The organism is Pseudomonas sp. AC016 (genome assembly GCF_979253365.1).
The window spans coordinates 320,661-336,955 of record NZ_CEEDCC010000001.1; the positions used below are offsets into that span (position 1 = coordinate 320,661).

General features: G+C 60.1%; 13 protein-coding genes. 5 read left to right on the plus strand and 8 right to left on the minus strand.

The genetic code is table 11. The features are described from left to right. Positions 1-34: 34 nt before the first annotated feature. From AC0IXS_RS01240 to lexA, 4 genes are read right to left on the minus strand one after another with little or no spacing between them, the layout of a single operon-like run. Positions 35-3,130 carry an error-prone DNA polymerase gene (locus tag AC0IXS_RS01240; protein ID WP_191954059.1) on the minus strand — a complete coding sequence of 1,032 codons (3,096 nt, stop codon included), beginning with the start codon at positions 3,128-3,130 and terminating at the stop codon, positions 35-37. Beyond that, a complete protein-coding gene (locus AC0IXS_RS01245) occupies positions 3,127-4,542 on the minus strand; it encodes a Y-family DNA polymerase (RefSeq protein ID WP_122668050.1) in 1,416 nt (471 codons plus the stop codon). The genes AC0IXS_RS01240 and AC0IXS_RS01245 overlap by 4 nt, the downstream gene beginning before the upstream one ends. Positions 4,543-4,549: 7 nt before the next feature. After that, positions 4,550-5,170 carry a translesion DNA synthesis-associated protein ImuA gene (gene imuA / locus AC0IXS_RS01250; protein ID WP_057410597.1) on the minus strand — a complete coding sequence of 207 codons (621 nt, stop codon included), beginning with the start codon at positions 5,168-5,170 and terminating at the stop codon, positions 4,550-4,552. Continuing rightward, positions 5,170-5,787, minus strand: a complete 618-nt coding sequence (lexA, locus tag AC0IXS_RS01255) for a transcriptional repressor LexA (protein WP_025995817.1) — start codon at positions 5,785-5,787, stop codon at positions 5,170-5,172. Before lexA ends, imuA begins: the two co-directional genes overlap by 1 nt. 200 nt (positions 5,788-5,987) lie before the next feature. Between lexA and AC0IXS_RS01260 the strand changes: the two genes are divergently transcribed. After that, complete coding sequence (locus tag AC0IXS_RS01260; RefSeq protein WP_191957831.1) at positions 5,988-6,983, plus strand: aldo/keto reductase; 996 nt, start codon at positions 5,988-5,990, stop codon at positions 6,981-6,983. 269 nt (positions 6,984-7,252) lie between these two features. Here the strand turns inward: AC0IXS_RS01260 and AC0IXS_RS01265 are convergent, their stop codons facing one another. After that, positions 7,253-7,939, minus strand: a complete 687-nt coding sequence (locus AC0IXS_RS01265; protein WP_122669400.1) for a hypothetical protein — start codon at positions 7,937-7,939, stop codon at positions 7,253-7,255. A 486-nt stretch (positions 7,940-8,425) separates the two neighbouring features. Between AC0IXS_RS01265 and AC0IXS_RS01270 the strand changes: the two genes are divergently transcribed. The 3 genes from AC0IXS_RS01270 to AC0IXS_RS01280 are packed head-to-tail and all read left to right on the plus strand — an operon-like array spanning position 8,426 to position 10,995. After that, a complete protein-coding gene (locus AC0IXS_RS01270) occupies positions 8,426-9,436 on the plus strand; it encodes an aliphatic sulfonate ABC transporter substrate-binding protein (protein ID WP_057410586.1) in 1,011 nt (336 codons plus the stop codon). Further along, positions 9,433-10,278, plus strand: a complete 846-nt coding sequence (locus AC0IXS_RS01275; RefSeq protein ID WP_122669398.1) for an ABC transporter permease — start codon at positions 9,433-9,435, stop codon at positions 10,276-10,278. Before AC0IXS_RS01270 ends, AC0IXS_RS01275 begins: the two co-directional genes overlap by 4 nt. A 3-nt stretch (positions 10,279-10,281) precedes the next feature. Further along, entirely contained in the window at positions 10,282-10,995 is a 714-nt protein-coding gene (locus tag AC0IXS_RS01280) for an ABC transporter ATP-binding protein (RefSeq protein WP_057410584.1), read from the plus strand. A gap of 16 nt (positions 10,996-11,011) precedes the next feature. Here AC0IXS_RS01280 and AC0IXS_RS01285 read toward each other — a convergent pair whose 3' ends face one another. Further along, positions 11,012-12,091, minus strand: coding sequence for a polyamine ABC transporter substrate-binding protein (locus tag AC0IXS_RS01285; protein ID WP_122669397.1), 1,080 nt, complete (start codon positions 12,089-12,091; stop codon positions 11,012-11,014). 357 nt (positions 12,092-12,448) lie between these two features. Between AC0IXS_RS01285 and AC0IXS_RS01290 the strand changes: the two genes are divergently transcribed. Then, entirely contained in the window at positions 12,449-12,709 is a 261-nt protein-coding gene (locus AC0IXS_RS01290; RefSeq protein WP_004884495.1) for a DUF1652 domain-containing protein, read from the plus strand. 25 nt (positions 12,710-12,734) lie between these two features. Here AC0IXS_RS01290 and AC0IXS_RS01295 read toward each other — a convergent pair whose 3' ends face one another. Together AC0IXS_RS01295 and kdgK are read right to left on the minus strand one after the other, a co-directional pair. Next, positions 12,735-15,233, minus strand: coding sequence for a UvrD-helicase domain-containing protein (locus AC0IXS_RS01295; protein WP_161987281.1), 2,499 nt, complete (start codon positions 15,231-15,233; stop codon positions 12,735-12,737). Between the two features lie 129 nt (positions 15,234-15,362). Next, complete coding sequence (gene kdgK, locus AC0IXS_RS01300; RefSeq protein WP_471823514.1) at positions 15,363-16,283, minus strand: 2-dehydro-3-deoxygluconokinase; 921 nt, start codon at positions 16,281-16,283, stop codon at positions 15,363-15,365. Positions 16,284-16,295: the final 12 nt, after the last annotated feature.

A 16,295-nucleotide genomic window follows, 5' to 3' on the forward strand; every position in this document is an offset into this window, starting at 1 on the left:
GCTGCAAATTGCGAGCCCGTTTCGCACCCTGCACTCACTGGAAATCCCGACTGCGCACATCCAGCCCGGTCAGCAGAGGCGTCAGATCATAGAGACGCTGGGCAATCAGGTGTCGCACGCCGCTCTTGGACTCCAGGCGGCCGAACACCTGCAGCAGCTGTGAACCGACCAGCACCTTGCGCTGTCGCTCGGCCAGATCGCGCCAGACCACGACGTTGACCATTCCGAACTCATCCTCCAGCGTTACAAAGGTCACACCGCTGGCCGTGCCGGGGCGTTGTCTGCCAATGACCAGCCCGGCCACACTGAGGGTCCGGTCATTCTCCAGCGTAAGCAGGTCCCGCGAGCTGCGAAAGCGCTTGGCAGCCAGTTGCCGGCGTAACAAGGCCAGTGGATGCGGCCCCAGCGTCGTGCCCAGCGTGGCGTAGTCGGCAACCAGATCCTCGGCCACGGTGGGCAGCGGCAATGTGACCTGATGTTCTTCGCTGGGCAGATCATCAAACAACGGCCGCTGCGCTTCCACGCCAGCCACTTCCCAGCGGGCGCGATGCCGGTGACCGATCAGGCCGCGTAATGCACCGGAATCGGCCAGCGCCTCGGCAGCACGGTTTTCCAGTCCGGCGCGAATTGTGAGGTCAGTGGCATCCGAAAACGCGCGTGTCGCTCTGGCGCGTTCGATACGCAGCGCATCGTCCTCCCGAAAGCCGCGCACCATGCGCATGCCCAGGCGGATCGCCAGATTGCGTGTGTAGTCAGGGTGTTCGATGGGCTCCAGCGAGCAATCCCAGTCGCTGTAACGCACGTCAACCGGACGGATTTCGATGTGATGGCGACGTGCGTCCTGCAGCAGTTGATCCGGGCTGTAGAACCCCATGGGCCAACTGTTGATCAGCGCACAGGTGAAGGCGGCCGGTTCATGGCACTTGAGCCAGCAACTGGCGTAGGTGAGCAAGGCGAAGCTGGCAGCGTGGGACTCGGGAAAACCGTAACTGCCGAAGCCCTTGATCTGCTCGAAGATGCGATCAGCGAAGTCCTGCTCGTAGCCGTTCTTGAGCATGCCCTTGGTCAGACGCTCGCGATGCGGCTCAAGCCCGCCATGACGCTTCCAGGCAGCCATCGAACGACGCAGCTGATCGGCCTCGCCGGGCGTGTAATCGGCGGCGATGATCGCCACTTCCATGACCTGCTCCTGAAACAGCGGCACGCCGAGGGTACGTTCGAATACTTTTTCAAGCGCGGGCGGATAGGTGATGGCTTCTTCACCGTTACGTCTGCGCAAGTACGGATGAACCATGTCGCCCTGAATTGGCCCCGGTCGGACAATCGCCACCTCGATCACCAGATCGTAGAACTTCTCGGGCCTCAGGCGCGGCAGCATGGCCATCTGCGCTCGCGACTCGATCTGGAACACGCCGATGGTGTCAGCGCGGCTGATCATGTCGTAGGTCGGACGGTCATCAGCCTCTATGGTTGCCAACGTCCACTGCTTACCCCTGTGCAAATGCACCAGATCGAAAGCCCTGCGCAACGCACTGAGCATGCCCAAGGCCAGAATATCGACCTTCAGCAGGCCGACCAGATCCAGATCGTCCTTGTCCCACTGAATAATGGTGCGCTCGGCCATCGCTGCGTTCTCGACCGGCACCAGAGTGTCCAACGGATGCTCGGAAATCACGAATCCGCCCGGATGCTGCGAAAGATGTCTGGGGAAGCCGATCAGTTCATCGCTCAGGGCCAGCACGCGTTTGAGCATCGGCGCTTCAGGGTCCAGGCCGTATTCGCGCAGCCGCTCGGGGGATGGCAGCGTATCGCTCCAGCGGCTGAAGGCATCAGCCAGTGCGTTGATCTGATCCGGCGGCAAGCCCAGCACCCGCGCCACGTCACGCATCGCGCCGGAACCGTGATATGTGCTGGCCACGGCGGTGAGCGCTGCCCTGCCCCGGCCATAGCGCCGGAACACGTACTGAATGACCTCTTCGCGGCGGTCATGCTCGAAATCCACATCGATGTCGGGCGGTTCGTTGCGTTCTCTGGAAATGAAGCGCTCAAACAGCAGGTTGCTCTTCTCCGGATTCAGCTCGGTAATCCCCAGCGCATAACACACCACCGAGTTGGCCGCCGAACCTCGCCCCTGGCAAAGAATGTGCTGGCTGCGGGCAAATTCGACGATGTCATGGACGGTCAGGAAATAACTGTCGAACTTCATTTCCGCGATCAGAGCCAGTTCCTTCTCGACCTGCTTACGGGTTGTCGGGCGCAGGCCGTCGGGCCAGCGTTTGCGCACGCCCTGTTCGGTCAATTCGCGCAACCAGGACGACGGCGTCTGGCCCTTGGGCACCAGCTCATGGGGGTATTCGTACTTCAAGTCGTCAAGGTCGAATGTACAACGGCGGGCGATGCGTACCGATTCGGCCAACAGCCAGTCGGGGTACAGCTCGGCGAGCGCATCCGGTGTGCGCAAATGGCGCTCGCCGTTGGCAAACAGCAGATGCCCGGCCTCGGCCACCGTCGTGTGGTGACGGATCGCAGTCATGGTGTCCTGCAACGCACGTCGTCCTCGGGCGTGCATGTGGACGTCGCCGCTGGCAACCGCCGGAATGCTCAGGGACTGCGCCAATGCCAGCAGATCTGCAAGACGTTGTTCGTCATCCGGTCCTCGATGCAGCTCGACACCGAGCCACAGGCGTTCGGCAAACCGTTCGCGCAACCAGTTGCCTTGAGCCAGACAGGCTTGCGTATCGTTCTCGATCTCTGGCAGCCAGACCGCCAGCAAACCGTTGGATGCTATCTCGAAGTCATCGAGCAACAGCCGGTACTCACCCTTTTTGGCGCGACGCCGGGCCAGGGTGATGATCCGGCACAGCGTTTGATAGCCGCCAAGGTCTTCCACCAGCAGGACGATCTTCGGCCCGTTTTCGATCTGCATCTCGCTGCCGATGATCAGTGGCAGACCGCTGTCTTTCGAGGCCTGCCATGCCCGCACGATCCCGGCCAGCGTGCATTCGTCGGTGATCGCCAGCGCCGTATAACCATGCCGTTTTGCCCTTTGAAACAGTTCCTGAGCGCTTGAAGCGCCACGCTGGAAGCTGAAGTTCGACAGACAATGCAGCTCGGCGTAATGCACGTTCACGCGAACCAGCCGTGCAGCAGCAGTTCACCGTTTTCGCCCACCGCGCGGTAGGCCCAGGCACGCTGGCCGCTGAGGGTTTCCACCAGGTAATAATCACGTCGCACATCACCGCCGTCCCACCAGCCTGACTCGATGCGCTCAGGCCCGGCCACGATGCGGGTGGTGTGCGCAGGCAATGGCTGTGGTTGATGCAGCAACCAGCCCGGCCGCGGATAACCGTGGACCTGCTCAATGACCTTGCTTTCAGCCACAGGCCGCCAGGCGCACTCGGGACGATGATCGGCAAGCGCTCGCAGGCCGTTGACCGATTCGTCGCCCAGCCGTGCCCGCAGGCGCTCGCGCAACTGCTCCCAGGGCAGCGTCTGTTGTTCGCGTTCATCGAACAGGGTTCGGTGCGTCGGGACGAAATCCGGCAAATCCTGCGCCAGCAAGCGCACCGCCCGCACCGGAGAAGGCACCAGCACCTGCTCCAGCCTGCCGCGGGCCAGCTCGAACAGCATCGAGGCATCACGCTCAGCGCTGAGCAGCCCGACCTGCACGACGGTATCCGGCCCGTCCACATGCTCCAGGTGCAGGGCGAATCGCTGCACGCCGCTGTCGCGACCGGTCAGGAACATGGCCAGATCGGCGATCAGGCGCTTGAGCGGGAACAACAAAGCCTGATGCGATTCGACGTCGAAATTCAATTCGATGCGCAGGTCGAAAAAGTCCGGTGGCATATAGCACTCCAGCGCCACCGGGCGCTCGCCGAGCAGTGTGTCGAGGTGCTGCAGCACGCTGGCAGGAAAGCGCCGCGCCAGGGTATCGCGTGGCAGGGCCAACACCTGCCGGACATTGCGCAGCCCCATGCGAGCCAGGGCGGTTGCCACTTCGCGAGCAAGACCAATGCGGTCCACCGGCATCTGTTCCAGGGTGCGACGCAGGTCATGCGGGCAATCGATACTCAGCCCGTCGTGCATGTTGGCCAGCATGCGCGCCGCAATCGGGTTGGGCGCCACGACGATGCGATGACGAAAGCCGAGCCCGGTCAGCTCTTCACGCAACCTCGCCTCGAAGACCGGCCACGGCCCGAACAGCTTCAGGCTGGACTCGATTTCCATCAGCAGCACGCGTGGGTATCTGAGGCTGACATTGGAGCTGAAACCATAGGCCCAGGCGGCCAGCAGTTGCTGCAAACGCTCGGTTTCAGTCGGGTCATGCGGGACCATGGTGAAGCCTGATACCAGCGCCTGCGCCGCACTGAGCGATTGACCGGGTCGCAGGCCCAAGGCTCGAGCGGCCGGATTGACGGCCTGCAACACCCGACGTTGCGCACTGCCGCTGATCAGGGCCAGCGGTTCATCCGGATCGGTATGGCGGCGCATGACGCCGTCGAGTGCCAGTTGCGGCAGCAAGACACAGGCCCACAGCATAAGAACCTCAAGCGTCGGTCGGGAAAGGTATCGGCAAGGCGGGAGCAAGCCCGCCACGGCATTTGAGCACCCGCAGTTGTGCGGGACGGGTATCCACAGCAATGCGCAGCGCAGCGGGCGACGGGTTGGCAGCGGCCAGTTGAGGCCGACAGGCGAAGGCCAGGGTCTGTCCGGTTTCGGCAGCCACTTGCAGGCGACGCAACGCACGGTCGTCGACCATGCCGGGCCAGCACACCACGGCGCCACAACTGCCGGAACGCAAACATTGTTCGGCGGCCCACAAGGCATCCCTGGCGCTGGCCTCGATCAGGGTCATCTGGCGTAAATCGACTCCGGCCGCCAGCCAGGCCTGCGGATAAGGCAGGTAAGGCGGCGCGACCAATACGATGCGTTCGCCTATGCCGGACAGTCTCGCCAGGCTGGGCCACAGCAGACGCAACTCACCACTGCCATTGGCCGGAATCAGGATTTCAGTCAGCGCCGATGGCGGCCAGCCGCCTGTTGGCAGGACGCTGTCGAGCAAGGCATGGCCGCTGGGCTGCGGGCTGACCTGCGGCGCAGACTGCTGACGCCCTTTCCAGACCCTGCGCTCGTCCAGCAGGCTGTCCAGGCTGACGACAGCGCCCATCATTCGCGCCGGACCAGGCCACAGAACACGCCTTCGATGGCGAAATCCTGATCCGGCGTGACAATGATGGGCTTGTAAGCCGGATTGCGAGGCAGCAACTGCAGCCCGTCGGCACTGTGCCGCAGGCGCTTGATAGTGACTTCGCCGTCCAGCCGGGCGACAACGATCTGGCCGTCGCTGGCCTGCGGGTTGCGGTGCACGCCAACCAGATCGCCGTCGAGAATGCCGTCTTCGATCATGGAATCGCCCTGTACGCGCAGCAGGTAATCCGGCACTCGGGTAAAAGTGCTGCGATCCAGATGCAGCGTGGCATGTATATCAAGGTCCGGCCCAATGGGCGCACCGGCAGCGACCCGGCCCAACACGGGGATTTCCAGCAGCTCGGGGCGGGATTCGTTCTGCACCAGACGAATGCCGCGTGCCTGATGCGGCACGACTTCGATCAGCCCCGCTTCGGTGAGGGCCACAATGTGTTTGCGTGCCACGCTGCGTGAAGCAAAGCCGAACGCTTCGGAGATTTCCGCCAGGCTCGGCGATTGCCCTTGCTGCGCGATGCGATCGCGGATGAAGGTAAGGATGGCGCTGCGACGGGGAGATAATGTACTCATGGAGTACATTTGTACTCTTTTGCGTTTTTTCTGGCTAGTGCGTTTTGTCGGATCAGCAGTGCCGCTCGATCATGATTGCCATGCTTGAGGCGGTATCGCGCTTCATATTGTTTAGATAAACCGAACAGTCAAATCGTAAATAGCCGGTTTATTGCGCAATGCGCAGAGTACACACTTGATCTGTCTTTTCATTCCAGGGAGAAAGCATCGTGATCACACGTAAACTCGGCCAGCATGGCCCGCAGGTTTCTGCAATCGGACTGGGCTGCATGGGCATGTCGGACTTCTACACCACGGGCATCGACGAACAGGAGTCCATCGCGACACTGCATCGCGCTCTGGAACTGGGCGTCAGCTTTTTCGACACCGCCGACATGTACGGCCCGCACACCAATGAAGCCCTTCTCGGTCGTGCCTTGCAGGGCAAGCGCGACAGCCTTTATCTGGCCAGCAAATTCGGTATCGTGCGCAGCGATGATCCGCATGCCCGCGGTGTCGATGGCCGTCCCGAGTATGTGCGCCAGGCCATCGATGGCAGCCTCAAGCGCTTGAACACTGACTATCTGGACCTGTATTACCAGCACCGCGTCGACCCGAATGTGCCGATAGAGGAAACCATTGGTGCCATGTCCGAACTGGTCAAGGCTGGCAAGGTGCGCCACATCGGTATTTGCGAAGCCAGCGCGCAGACCATCGAACGCGCTCACAAGGTGCATCCACTGGCGGCGGTGCAAAGCGAGTACTCGTTGTGGTCGCGCGATCCGGAGCAGGACGACGTGCTTGCCACCTGCCGTCGCCTGGGCATCGCGTTTGTAGCCTACAGCCCGCTGGGACGAGGATTTCTGACCGGCGAACTGCGCACCCCCGAAGACTTTGCGCCAGACGACTACCGTCGCTTCAGCCCGCGCTTTCAGGGTGAGAATTTCAACCGCAATCTGCAACTGGTGGAAAAGGTCAAAGCCGTCGCGGCAGCCAAAGGCATCAGCGCCTCACAATTGGCCCTGGCCTGGGTTCTGGCTCAGGGTGACGACATCATTCCGATTCCCGGTACCAAACAGCGCAAGTACCTGGAAAGCAACGTGGCAGCGGCTTCGGTAGAGTTGAGCAAAGACGAACTGGCGCAGATGGATGCGATCTTTCCGGCCGAAGGTGCCGTGGCGGGTGAGCGTTACAGTGCAGAATCGATGAAGTTTGTAAACGGCTGATCGGGCGGATCTGATCAACCATCAACAGCCTGACGGAAGAAACACGCTATGTGGGAGGCATCACCCTGTCTTCGACGTAGCGCTGTCGCGCAGCAAACACCGGACTGTGGGAGGCGGCTTGCCGGCGATCTGCCGGAAACCGGCAGCAAAACCTGCACACTCGGTGTATCAGATGCAACCTTGGGCTGCTGCGCAGCCCATCGCTGCCGTCGTAACCTCCGAGAGCTCCCACGCCCTTCGGGCAGAAGCGGATGTGCGTGGCGACATTCTCACGTCGATTGCGGGCACGCTTCGGTTCCGTTGTTCAGGCCCTGTTTGTAGTTCTGATATTCCAGCGTGGCCTTGCCGTCGACCCACTTCAGGGTCACGACGACGACTGAGTCGAAATCATCGCCTTCCCAATCGTTGACCAGCTTCACGTCCTTGCCGGACGCTTCCTTGGCCACCTTGTTGATCAGTTCCGGCAGATAGCCGTGTGACCAGGCGGTGTAGATGATCGCGTTGTGGTACTTGTCGTGCATCAACTCGTCAGCCAGATCGCTGGTGTCGTTGGCACCGAAGTCGATGTTGATCGGCAGGCCCAGCTTGATTGCACTCGGGCCAACGGTCATCAGGGGGCGAACGTAACTATAGGAAAGGTCGCCATCACCCTCTTCCACATGCCGACTTGGATTGGCGGCAAAGATAAAGTCGGCCTTGCCGAATTCCTTAGGCAGCAGTTCGGACAGTTCGATGGCGCGGTTGAGACCCTGACAATTCAACTGGCCCAGGCCCATGGAGGGCTTTTCGGCATGGCGCAGGAAGACCAGGGTCTGAGTGCCGTTTTTCGGGTCGGCATACACGCCTTTGCCCATGGAAAACAGCAGCACGGCTGAAACCATCAGTACGGAAGGAAGGGTAATCCAGGCAATACGCCGCTGAAGTCGGCTGCTCAAAGAGAGTTTGGGAATATTCATTATTGTCTGAGTCCGGTACGCGGTTAAGGGAAAAGTCAGCGTGTCGCTGCTGCGAAGGCGCTTGCCATAGCGGGTTCGCCACCCTTTTCTGTCCCTGCGGATCAGTCGAATACGTGTCCCTTGATCACGGATAAAGACTAGTACTGCAATGTTGCGGAATGAAGAATACGGACGATAGGAGTCCGAAAATCCCTTTCTGTTGCACTTGAGGCTGAAAAAAGCCTGATTTTTCTACAAAAAACCCAAACAAGGCAGGTTCTGCGCACCCGGTTTCGACTGTTGGTGGAGCAACAGTCTTCGAACAATCCTGTGCTTCAGGCAACAGTACCTGCAGCAAGGATCGCGACAAACTACGCTGTATCACCCCGGATTGCATCTGGCACAGAGGCTGCATATTCCCTTTTAAGCACCTGATACGCATCCAACTGCTGAATTGGAAATAACAGACTTGGCGACGCCACCTCTTCCTGATCCGGACACCCACTTATGCCATCACTTCGTTCTACGTTTCGCCTGAAGACTCCCCATGTGCTCGCCAAAGGGTTGCTGACCAGTCTCGCGCTGGCCTTTGCGCTGCAGCCGATGGCCCAGGCGGCTGAAACAGTGCCTGCGGAAATCCATCTGGATTATGCCTACTACTCACCCGTGAGCCTTGCGCTCAAACATTTCGGCTGGCTGGAGCAGGCACTGCCGCAATCGAAGGTGACCTGGGTCCTGAGCCAGGGCAGCAACCGTTCACTGGAATACCTCAACAGCGGCAGTGTCGATTTCGCCTCTTCGGCCAGTCTGTCGGCAGTGCTGGCTCGCGCCAATGGCAGCCCGATCAAGTCGGTGTATGTCTACAGCCGGGCGGAATGGACTGCGTTTGTGGTTCGCAAGGATTCGCCTCTGCAAACAGTGGCCGACCTCAAGGGCAAGAAGATCGCCGCCACAAAAGGCACCGACCCGTACCTGTTCACCCTGCGCGCGTTGCAACAGGCCGGCCTTAAGAAAGACGACGTGGAACTGCTGCACCTGCAACACCCTGATGGCCGTATCGCACTGGAGAAAGGCGACGTGGACGCCTGGGCAGGTCTTGACCCGCACATGGCCGCCAGCCAGATCCAGGCAGGGTCGCGCCTGCTGTATCGCAACAAGGACTTCAACAGCTATGGCGTGCTGAGCGTCACCGAGACCTACGCCAAGGAGCACCCGGAGGCGATAAAAACTGTCTTGACGGCTTATGAGAAAGCACGGGAATGGGCCGTCAGGAATCCGGATGAACTGGCCAGATTGCTGGCTAAAGAGTCCGGCCTGCCACTGGGAGTGGCCCGCCTGCAATTGTCACGGACTGACCTGAGCGCGCCGCAACTGAGCGCAAAGGATGTCGAGTCCTCCAAGGCCGCAGCGCCGATTCTGGTCTCCGAAGAACTGGTGCGCAAAGGCGTGAACGTCGAGCAGGTCGTCGAGCAGTTGATCACGCCTGACTTTTCGGCTTCCGTGATCGCTCACCAATGAATCGTGCAGAAAAAACGCTGCCGGGTGCGCAGTCTGCCCTGTTCACCGAGCCAAAACGCGGAGTGTGGGGAAGACATAAAACATTAGGTAAAGGGTTGGTATTACCTGCCCTGATTATCGTGTTTCTCGAGCTGGTCGTGAGGATCGGCTGGCTGCCTTCCTACCAGATGCCTGCGCCCAGCGAGATCGTGATGACCCTGGGTGATCTGGCCGAGGGGTCGTTGTGGAAGCACATCGGTGCCAGCCTGCTGCGGGTACTCAGTGGTTTTGCCATCGGTGCGAGCCTGGCGCTGTTGTTCGCTGCCTGGGTGGGCCTGAGCCGTGAAGCCGAGGCCTATCTGGAACCCACTTTTGCCGGACTGCGCTCGATCCCGAGCCTGGCGTGGGTGCCGTTGCTGCTGTTGTGGCTGGGTATTGGAGAAACCTCAAAAATCGTGCTGATTGCCATCGGTGCGTTTTTCCCGGTCTACCTCAATGGCGTGGCGGCGATACGCGGCATTGATCGCAAACTGGTGGAGGTCGGACAAATGTACGGCTTCAGCCGCTATCGCCTGACACGACGGATTCTTCTGCCTGCCGCCCTGCCCGGCCTGTTCACTGGACTGCGCAGCGGCATGAGTCTCGCCTGGATGTTTCTGGTCGCCGCCGAACTGATCGCTGCCACAAAGGGCTTGGGATACCTGCTCAGCGACGGCCGCGAAACCTCGCGCCCGGACATCGTTCTGGCCGCCATTGTCGTGTTGGCGGGCCTGGGCAAGTTGAGTGACGGCTTGCTGGCGAGGCTGGAAAGACGTTTTCTGAGCTGGCGCGACGCATTCAACGGCCAGAGCCAGGAGGGTTGATCAATGGCTGATGCATTGATGGAAATTCGCGTGACACACAAGGCCTTTGCCGAAAGCACTGTTCTGCGGGACATCGATCTGTCGTTGCAGGCGGGTGAAATCGTCAGTCTGCTTGGCCCGAGCGGTTGTGGCAAAAGCACCCTGCTGAGAATCGCTGCCGGCCTTGAGCGCGACTTTCAGGGCAAGGTGAACAGGCTGCAGGGCGAAGTGGCATTCGTTTTTCAGGAGCCGCGGCTGATGCCATGGTTGACCGTCGAGCAGAACATCGGCTCCAGTGATGACGGGCATTACGACCGTGTCTGGGTCCGGCAACTGATCGATGAAGTGGGCCTGACCGGCTTTGCCGAGGCCCTGCCCAAGGCGCTGTCCGGTGGCATGGCACAACGCGTGGCCATCGCCCGCGGCCTGTACTCTCACCCGGCCGTTCTATTGCTGGACGAACCGTTCAGCGCCGTGGATGCGTTTACCCGCATGAAGCTTCAGGACCTGTTGCTGCAACTGGCCAGCCGCCACGCCATCACCCTGCTGCTGGTGACCCACGACGTGGATGAAGCGCTGTACCTGAGTGACCGGGTGCTGGTCATGGGTAGCCGGCCCGGCAGAATCGTGCATGAACTGACGGTGGACCTGGATGCGCCACGGGATCGACGCGACCCGCGGCTGGCCAGCCTGAAGGCCCGGGCCCTGACCGAATTGCAGCAGGCCCATCTGATCTGAGCGCGGTCGCGAGGTACTACTTGCCCGCCTTGATGTCATTCCAGATACCGACCCGCAACGCATCGATTTTGGTCGGCAGCGGGCTCATGGCAAACATGCGCCCGAGCGTTTCCGCGTCAGGATAGATATCGGTATCCGTCCACAACGCAGGGCTGATCAAGGCGTCGGCTTTTTCGTTGCCATTGGCGTAGTGCACGACATTGGTAATTCTGGCAATGACTTCCGGGCGCAGCAGGTAGTTGAGAAACGCATAGGCGGCTTTCGGGTCGGGAGCATCGGCCGGTATGGCGACCATGTCGAACCACATCGGCGCGCCTTCTTTGGGAACTATGTAGTGGACGGTGACCTTGTTGCCCGCCTGCTCTGCCTTCTCCTGAGCCTGGGAGATGTCTCCCGAGTAGCCCACGGCGACACAGATTTTGCCGTCTGCCAGATCCGCGATGTACTGCGACGAACTGAAATCACGAATGTACGGGCGCACGCTGTTCAACACAGTCTGCGCCTTGCTGTAATCGGCAGGGTTCTCACTGTGCGGTTCAAGTCCCAGATAGTTCAGGGTAATGGGCAACATGGCTGGCGCGCTGTCCAGGATGGCGACGCCACACTGGGCAAGTTTCTTCATGTTATCCGGTTTCAGAATCAGGTCCCACGAGTCCAGCGGCACGTCTTTTCCAAGTACCGCTTTCACCTGAGCCACGTTGTAACCGATACCGGTACTGCCCCATAGATACGGAAAGCCGTGCTGGTTGCCTGGATCACTGCTTTCCAGCGCCTTGAGCAATACCGGATTGAGGTTTTTCCAGTTCGGCAACTGACGCTTGTCGAGCGGGGTGAGCAGGCCCTTTTCTATCTGCCTGCCCATGAAGTGAACGGACGGAAAAACCACGTCATAACCGGAGTGCCCGGCAGTCAGCTTCGCATTCAGCTCTTCGTTGGTTTCATAGGTCTCGTAAACGGCCTTGAAACCCGTGGCGGACTCGAAATTCTTCAAGGTGTCCGGAGCGATGTAGTCGGTCCAGTTGTAGATATTGACCGTCTCCGCCGCATGGCTGGTGGAGGCCAGCAACATCAGCGCAGCAAGGGCTTTTTTAAACATTATTATTTTTCCTCAGGTCAATGGCGACAGCTTGCCCTAGTGCACGACAAGGCCACAAGACCTGCACAGAACGCCCTTCACGAATACTCGATATTGACGCGCATCAAATAATTGAAAAAATCTTGCTGCGTCATAAAAAATTTTTCCATCACCCTGTTGTCGGGTGCTATTTTTAGTGCTGGTCAGACCGCTCTGATAACACCGTAGGAAAGCAGCATGATGCGGCCAGGAATTTACCTCGGTAGTTCTTACCCGCTCTCTCGGGCTTTTGCAGGTTGAGTCTCGGTGGGTCTCCCTACCCTATGGAGCCCGGAAGTGCTCGATTGAATCAGGTGGGCCATCGTCATGAATATAGCCATGAACAAGGTAACGTTCCCCAATGCATGCCAACTCATGCGCTGGCATTTTCATCCGGTAGGCTTTGAAGCCAGCATGGACGCGCCCAGCAGCATGATCGCCCGACTGTTCGACCGAGCGAGTGGCGAGACGGTACTGGCCATTGCCGGACTGCCCTGCGCCACTGTCATGAACGCTGCGGATGTGGAACGAATCATCGAGGCCATCGAGACCGAACTTGAACTGTTCGGTGCCCACACTCAACTGGTCGGCTTTTCCTGATATCAATTCCGATGCAAACAGCGCGTCACTGACTGCCTGTCAGTGACTTCTGGCGCACGTCTTCGAAGAAGGGCTTGTCACCTGCGACCCTGTCCGATGCCTTGGGCATCTGAACGCTGTCAGTGCCGCCGGTACTTTCTTCGACATACCAGTAGCAATGCCGGGCTGCACGCGTAATGGCGACATAGGCCAGGCGCAGCACTTCATCCTTCTGTGCCGAATCGAACGGCTGCAAGTCATTGGCATCGCCAAGACCCGCCAGGCGATAAACCTGATTCTTGTAGGGCGAAACGGTCAGGTGCTGGCAATCGCCCAGCAGAAACACGGCATCGGCCTGCAACCCTTTGGAGCTGTGGTATGTCAGCGTCCTGATGCGCCGGTTGTGCGCGCCGAGCAGGGTGTCAGTGTCGATCAGCGCTTGAAGCCGCTGTGAGAAACGGGCCTTTTCGCTGCCCTTGCGGTACAGCAGCAGGATCGAGTCGCCGTCGTTGTAATGCTCGGCGACCCGCTCGGCAAGCTCGTCCTCATCCCGATCACGCACGCTGACCGGCAGCAACTCCTGAGGCGCACCGCTGGCCCGGGCTTTCTTGCCGGGAATCGCCGGGGCCGCCCGAACGATATGCTCGGCCGCATCGATGATGTGCTGATGGCTGCGGTAGTTTTCGCTGAGCATGACTTTGGTGGTCGCCGGCGACGGGAACTCCTTGGCGAACTCCATGAAGTACTTTGGCGAACTCCCGCGCCAGCCGTAGATCGACTGCCAGTCATCGCCCACGCAGAGCAGTGACGAATGCTGGGCAATACGCCCGACGTGCATCGCCGGTCCACGTCGGCGGATTTCGCGCAGACAGGTGCGAATCCACGAAACGATCTGCGGCGAGACGTCCTGAAACTCATCGATCATCAGGTGCGACAGAGGACGCAGTACAGGGTCACTGACGTGCCTGAGGTTCTCCGGCGAGGTTTCCCCGAACAGCGCGAACATTCGGTTGTACGTCATGACCGGTGGAGACTGGGCCAGCAGGTGCTGCTCGAAGGCTTTCCAGAACAGGCTGAGGGCTTCGAAGAAAAACCGGTCCGGATCATCGCTGGCAAAGCTCATCTCGGCAACGGCACTCGGCACGTCCAGGCCCAGGTTTTCGATGAAGCTTGCAGCCGTCACAAAACAGTCCAGCAAAGGCCCGGCGCTGAGTTCGCCCTTGACCCGATAGTCGAAACCGGGACCGGCAACGGCGGACCCGGCAAGCGACTGCATGACCTTGTTCGCCGAATCGTAATTATCCATCCATATCAATGGCTTATTGCAGAAAGCTTGAAACAGGGTGCGCTTGATGACGCCTTCCGCCCAGACCGGCAATTTCGCCCCGGGTCGCTTGAGCTGCTGGTCCTCACTCGAATCCAGCCCCAGCACGACCCATGCATCCAGCTCGGCAATGTAGCCGTGGAAATGGAACGGAAAACCATTGATTTCAATGGTTTGCCGCATGGGCTCAATGCCTTTTATAGGCCAGGCCTTGGCGCGTATCCACAAATCCTCGACGGTATCGCACCACTCCTCGTCCCGTTTCGACGATAGCTCCGTCACCGCTACACGCTTCTGGACGTCTGGATGGTCGCGGTCCAGCTCCTTGAGCTGCAGGGCGTGTCGATACAACGGCGCCATCACCTCCCGGAAACGCTCATTGCTGGCATAGAAGTCGCGATAACAGAGGTTCATCTGATGGCGCTGGGCATCGTTGATGCGCAGATCGAACGGATTACTGTCGGCGTCTTCCTGAGTGGACGTCTGGCTGTCGAGCGTCTCGAAGGCTCGCAACTGTTCGAAGCCAGGCAGGCTGCGTACCAGCGGCAGAATGCGTGAGTGGAAGGTACGCACCACATCGCGCGCCTGTTTCTGGCTCAAGGCATGCCCCCACAGGGCCATGACGTCGATCAGCTTGTTGATGAAGTCCTTGCGTGACTCACGGGTGAAGGTCACCACTGTCATCGCATCCAGCTCGAAGCCCAGGTAGTGATGCAGCAACAGGATGCGCAGCACCAGCGACGTGGATTTGCCTGCGCCTGCACCGGCAATCACATAGGTTGACGGCGTGTCGCTGAAGATCATTTTCCACTGTGCCGCACTTGGCTGGGCATGCGCGGGGAGTTTTTCGGCGACATCACTCTTGATGCGTTTTTTCAGTTCAGGCGTGAGCGCCAGCCGCCAGTCGTCGAACAGGTGATCGTCCACCTTGGGGCCGCGGTGCTTTGCCGGACGTGTGTCGCTGATCACCAGCACCTGACGGCCTTCCTGCTGACCGTCCATGTAACCGTCGGCGTAACCTTCCCTGACGCCTTCGATGTGCCCGTTCAGGTAACCATCGGCATGCCCCTGAAACCACGACGGCATGTGCTGCGACCCCAGCCCGGTCAGGCTGCGGCCAAGCAGCCGTGCCAACAGCCGCTTGAGGAACGGCAACTGCTCGGGAGGGTTGAGATCGACATCCAGGTCATGGGGAAGCGCAGAAGGCAGGTCGTCGGGCACGCAGACTCCGGTCATGGGCTCGTGGGCAAAAAGGACGCCTATGGTGGCTGGATTCGCGCTCAGGTTCCAGCGAAATGCTTTGCACTCAGTGCGTTAGCCGATCAACTGCATGTAATGCGGTAGATGCCATTACTGCGGCATGACGGATTTCGGCACCAGTGCACCCGGATGCTGAATGACGATACCCGCCAGCCGATGCCCGGCTTCAGCCGCCTGCTGTGGGTGTTCACCCTTGAGTCGGGCCGCCAGATACGCAGCGCTGAACGAATCCCCGGCGGCCGTGGTGTCGACCACCCGCTCCACCTTTTGCGTGGGAATCTCGAAACGCTTGCCGTCGGTTTCCACGATGCAGCTCTGTGCGCCCCGTTTGATGACGATTTCGTCAATCCCGCGCTGCCGATAGGCCGTCAGCAACTGATCGGTGTCGGTATACCCGTACAGCGCCTGCTCGTCGTCTTCGGTCAGCAATGCCAGGTCCACATACGGCAGGCAGGCAAGATAAGCCTCACGTGCCTGCTCGACACTGGCCCACAACCGGGGCCGGTAGTTGTTGTCAAAGGCAACCTTGGCACCGCGTGAGCGGGCCTTGGCAAGCATCATGAGCAAACGCGACCGGCCTTCGGCGCCCAGCACCGCCAGGGTGATGCCGCTGAAATACAGCACATCGTAACTGGTCAATGCGGCGAGAATCGGCTCGGCTGCCGGTGTCATGAAGCAGTCGCGCACTGCTGCCTCGTTGCGCCAGTACAGAAACAGGCGCTCGCCATTGGCATCGGTCTGGATGCAGTACAGCCCCGGCAGGCGGCCTGGCAGGCGCTGCACCTTGCCCAGACCGATACCCTCTTCCGACCAGACCTTGCACATGGCATCGCTGAAGCTGTCGTCGCCGAGCGCGGTGACGTAGTCCACCTGCCCGCTGCCCAGCAAGCGGGCCAGATAGACCGCTGTGTTCAAGGTGTCCCCACCAAAGCTCTGGCGCAGACTGCCGTCAGCATGCTGCTGCAACTCGATCATGCATTCGCCGATCAAGGCGACACGTGGAAGGCTCATGTGGCGGTCACT

Coding starts and splice junctions, on each gene's coding strand:
- AC0IXS_RS01245 (WP_122668050.1), bottom strand. CDS start 4,542: ATGCTGTGGGCCTGTGTCTTGCTGCCGCAACTGGCACTCGACGGCGTC.
- imuA (WP_057410597.1), bottom strand. CDS start 5,170: ATGGGCGCTGTCGTCAGCCTGGACAGCCTGCTGGACGAGCGCAGGGTC.
- lexA (WP_025995817.1), bottom strand. CDS start 5,787: ATGTACTCCATGAGTACATTATCTCCCCGTCGCAGCGCCATCCTTACC.
- AC0IXS_RS01265 (WP_122669400.1), bottom strand. CDS start 7,939: ATGAATATTCCCAAACTCTCTTTGAGCAGCCGACTTCAGCGGCGTATT.
- AC0IXS_RS01270 (WP_057410586.1), top strand. CDS start 8,426: ATGCCATCACTTCGTTCTACGTTTCGCCTGAAGACTCCCCATGTGCTC.
- AC0IXS_RS01275 (WP_122669398.1), top strand. CDS start 9,433: ATGAATCGTGCAGAAAAAACGCTGCCGGGTGCGCAGTCTGCCCTGTTC.
- AC0IXS_RS01280 (WP_057410584.1), top strand. CDS start 10,282: ATGGCTGATGCATTGATGGAAATTCGCGTGACACACAAGGCCTTTGCC.
- AC0IXS_RS01285 (WP_122669397.1), bottom strand. CDS start 12,091: ATGTTTAAAAAAGCCCTTGCTGCGCTGATGTTGCTGGCCTCCACCAGC.
- AC0IXS_RS01290 (WP_004884495.1), top strand. CDS start 12,449: ATGAACAAGGTAACGTTCCCCAATGCATGCCAACTCATGCGCTGGCAT.
- kdgK (WP_471823514.1), bottom strand. CDS start 16,283: ATGAGCCTTCCACGTGTCGCCTTGATCGGCGAATGCATGATCGAGTTG.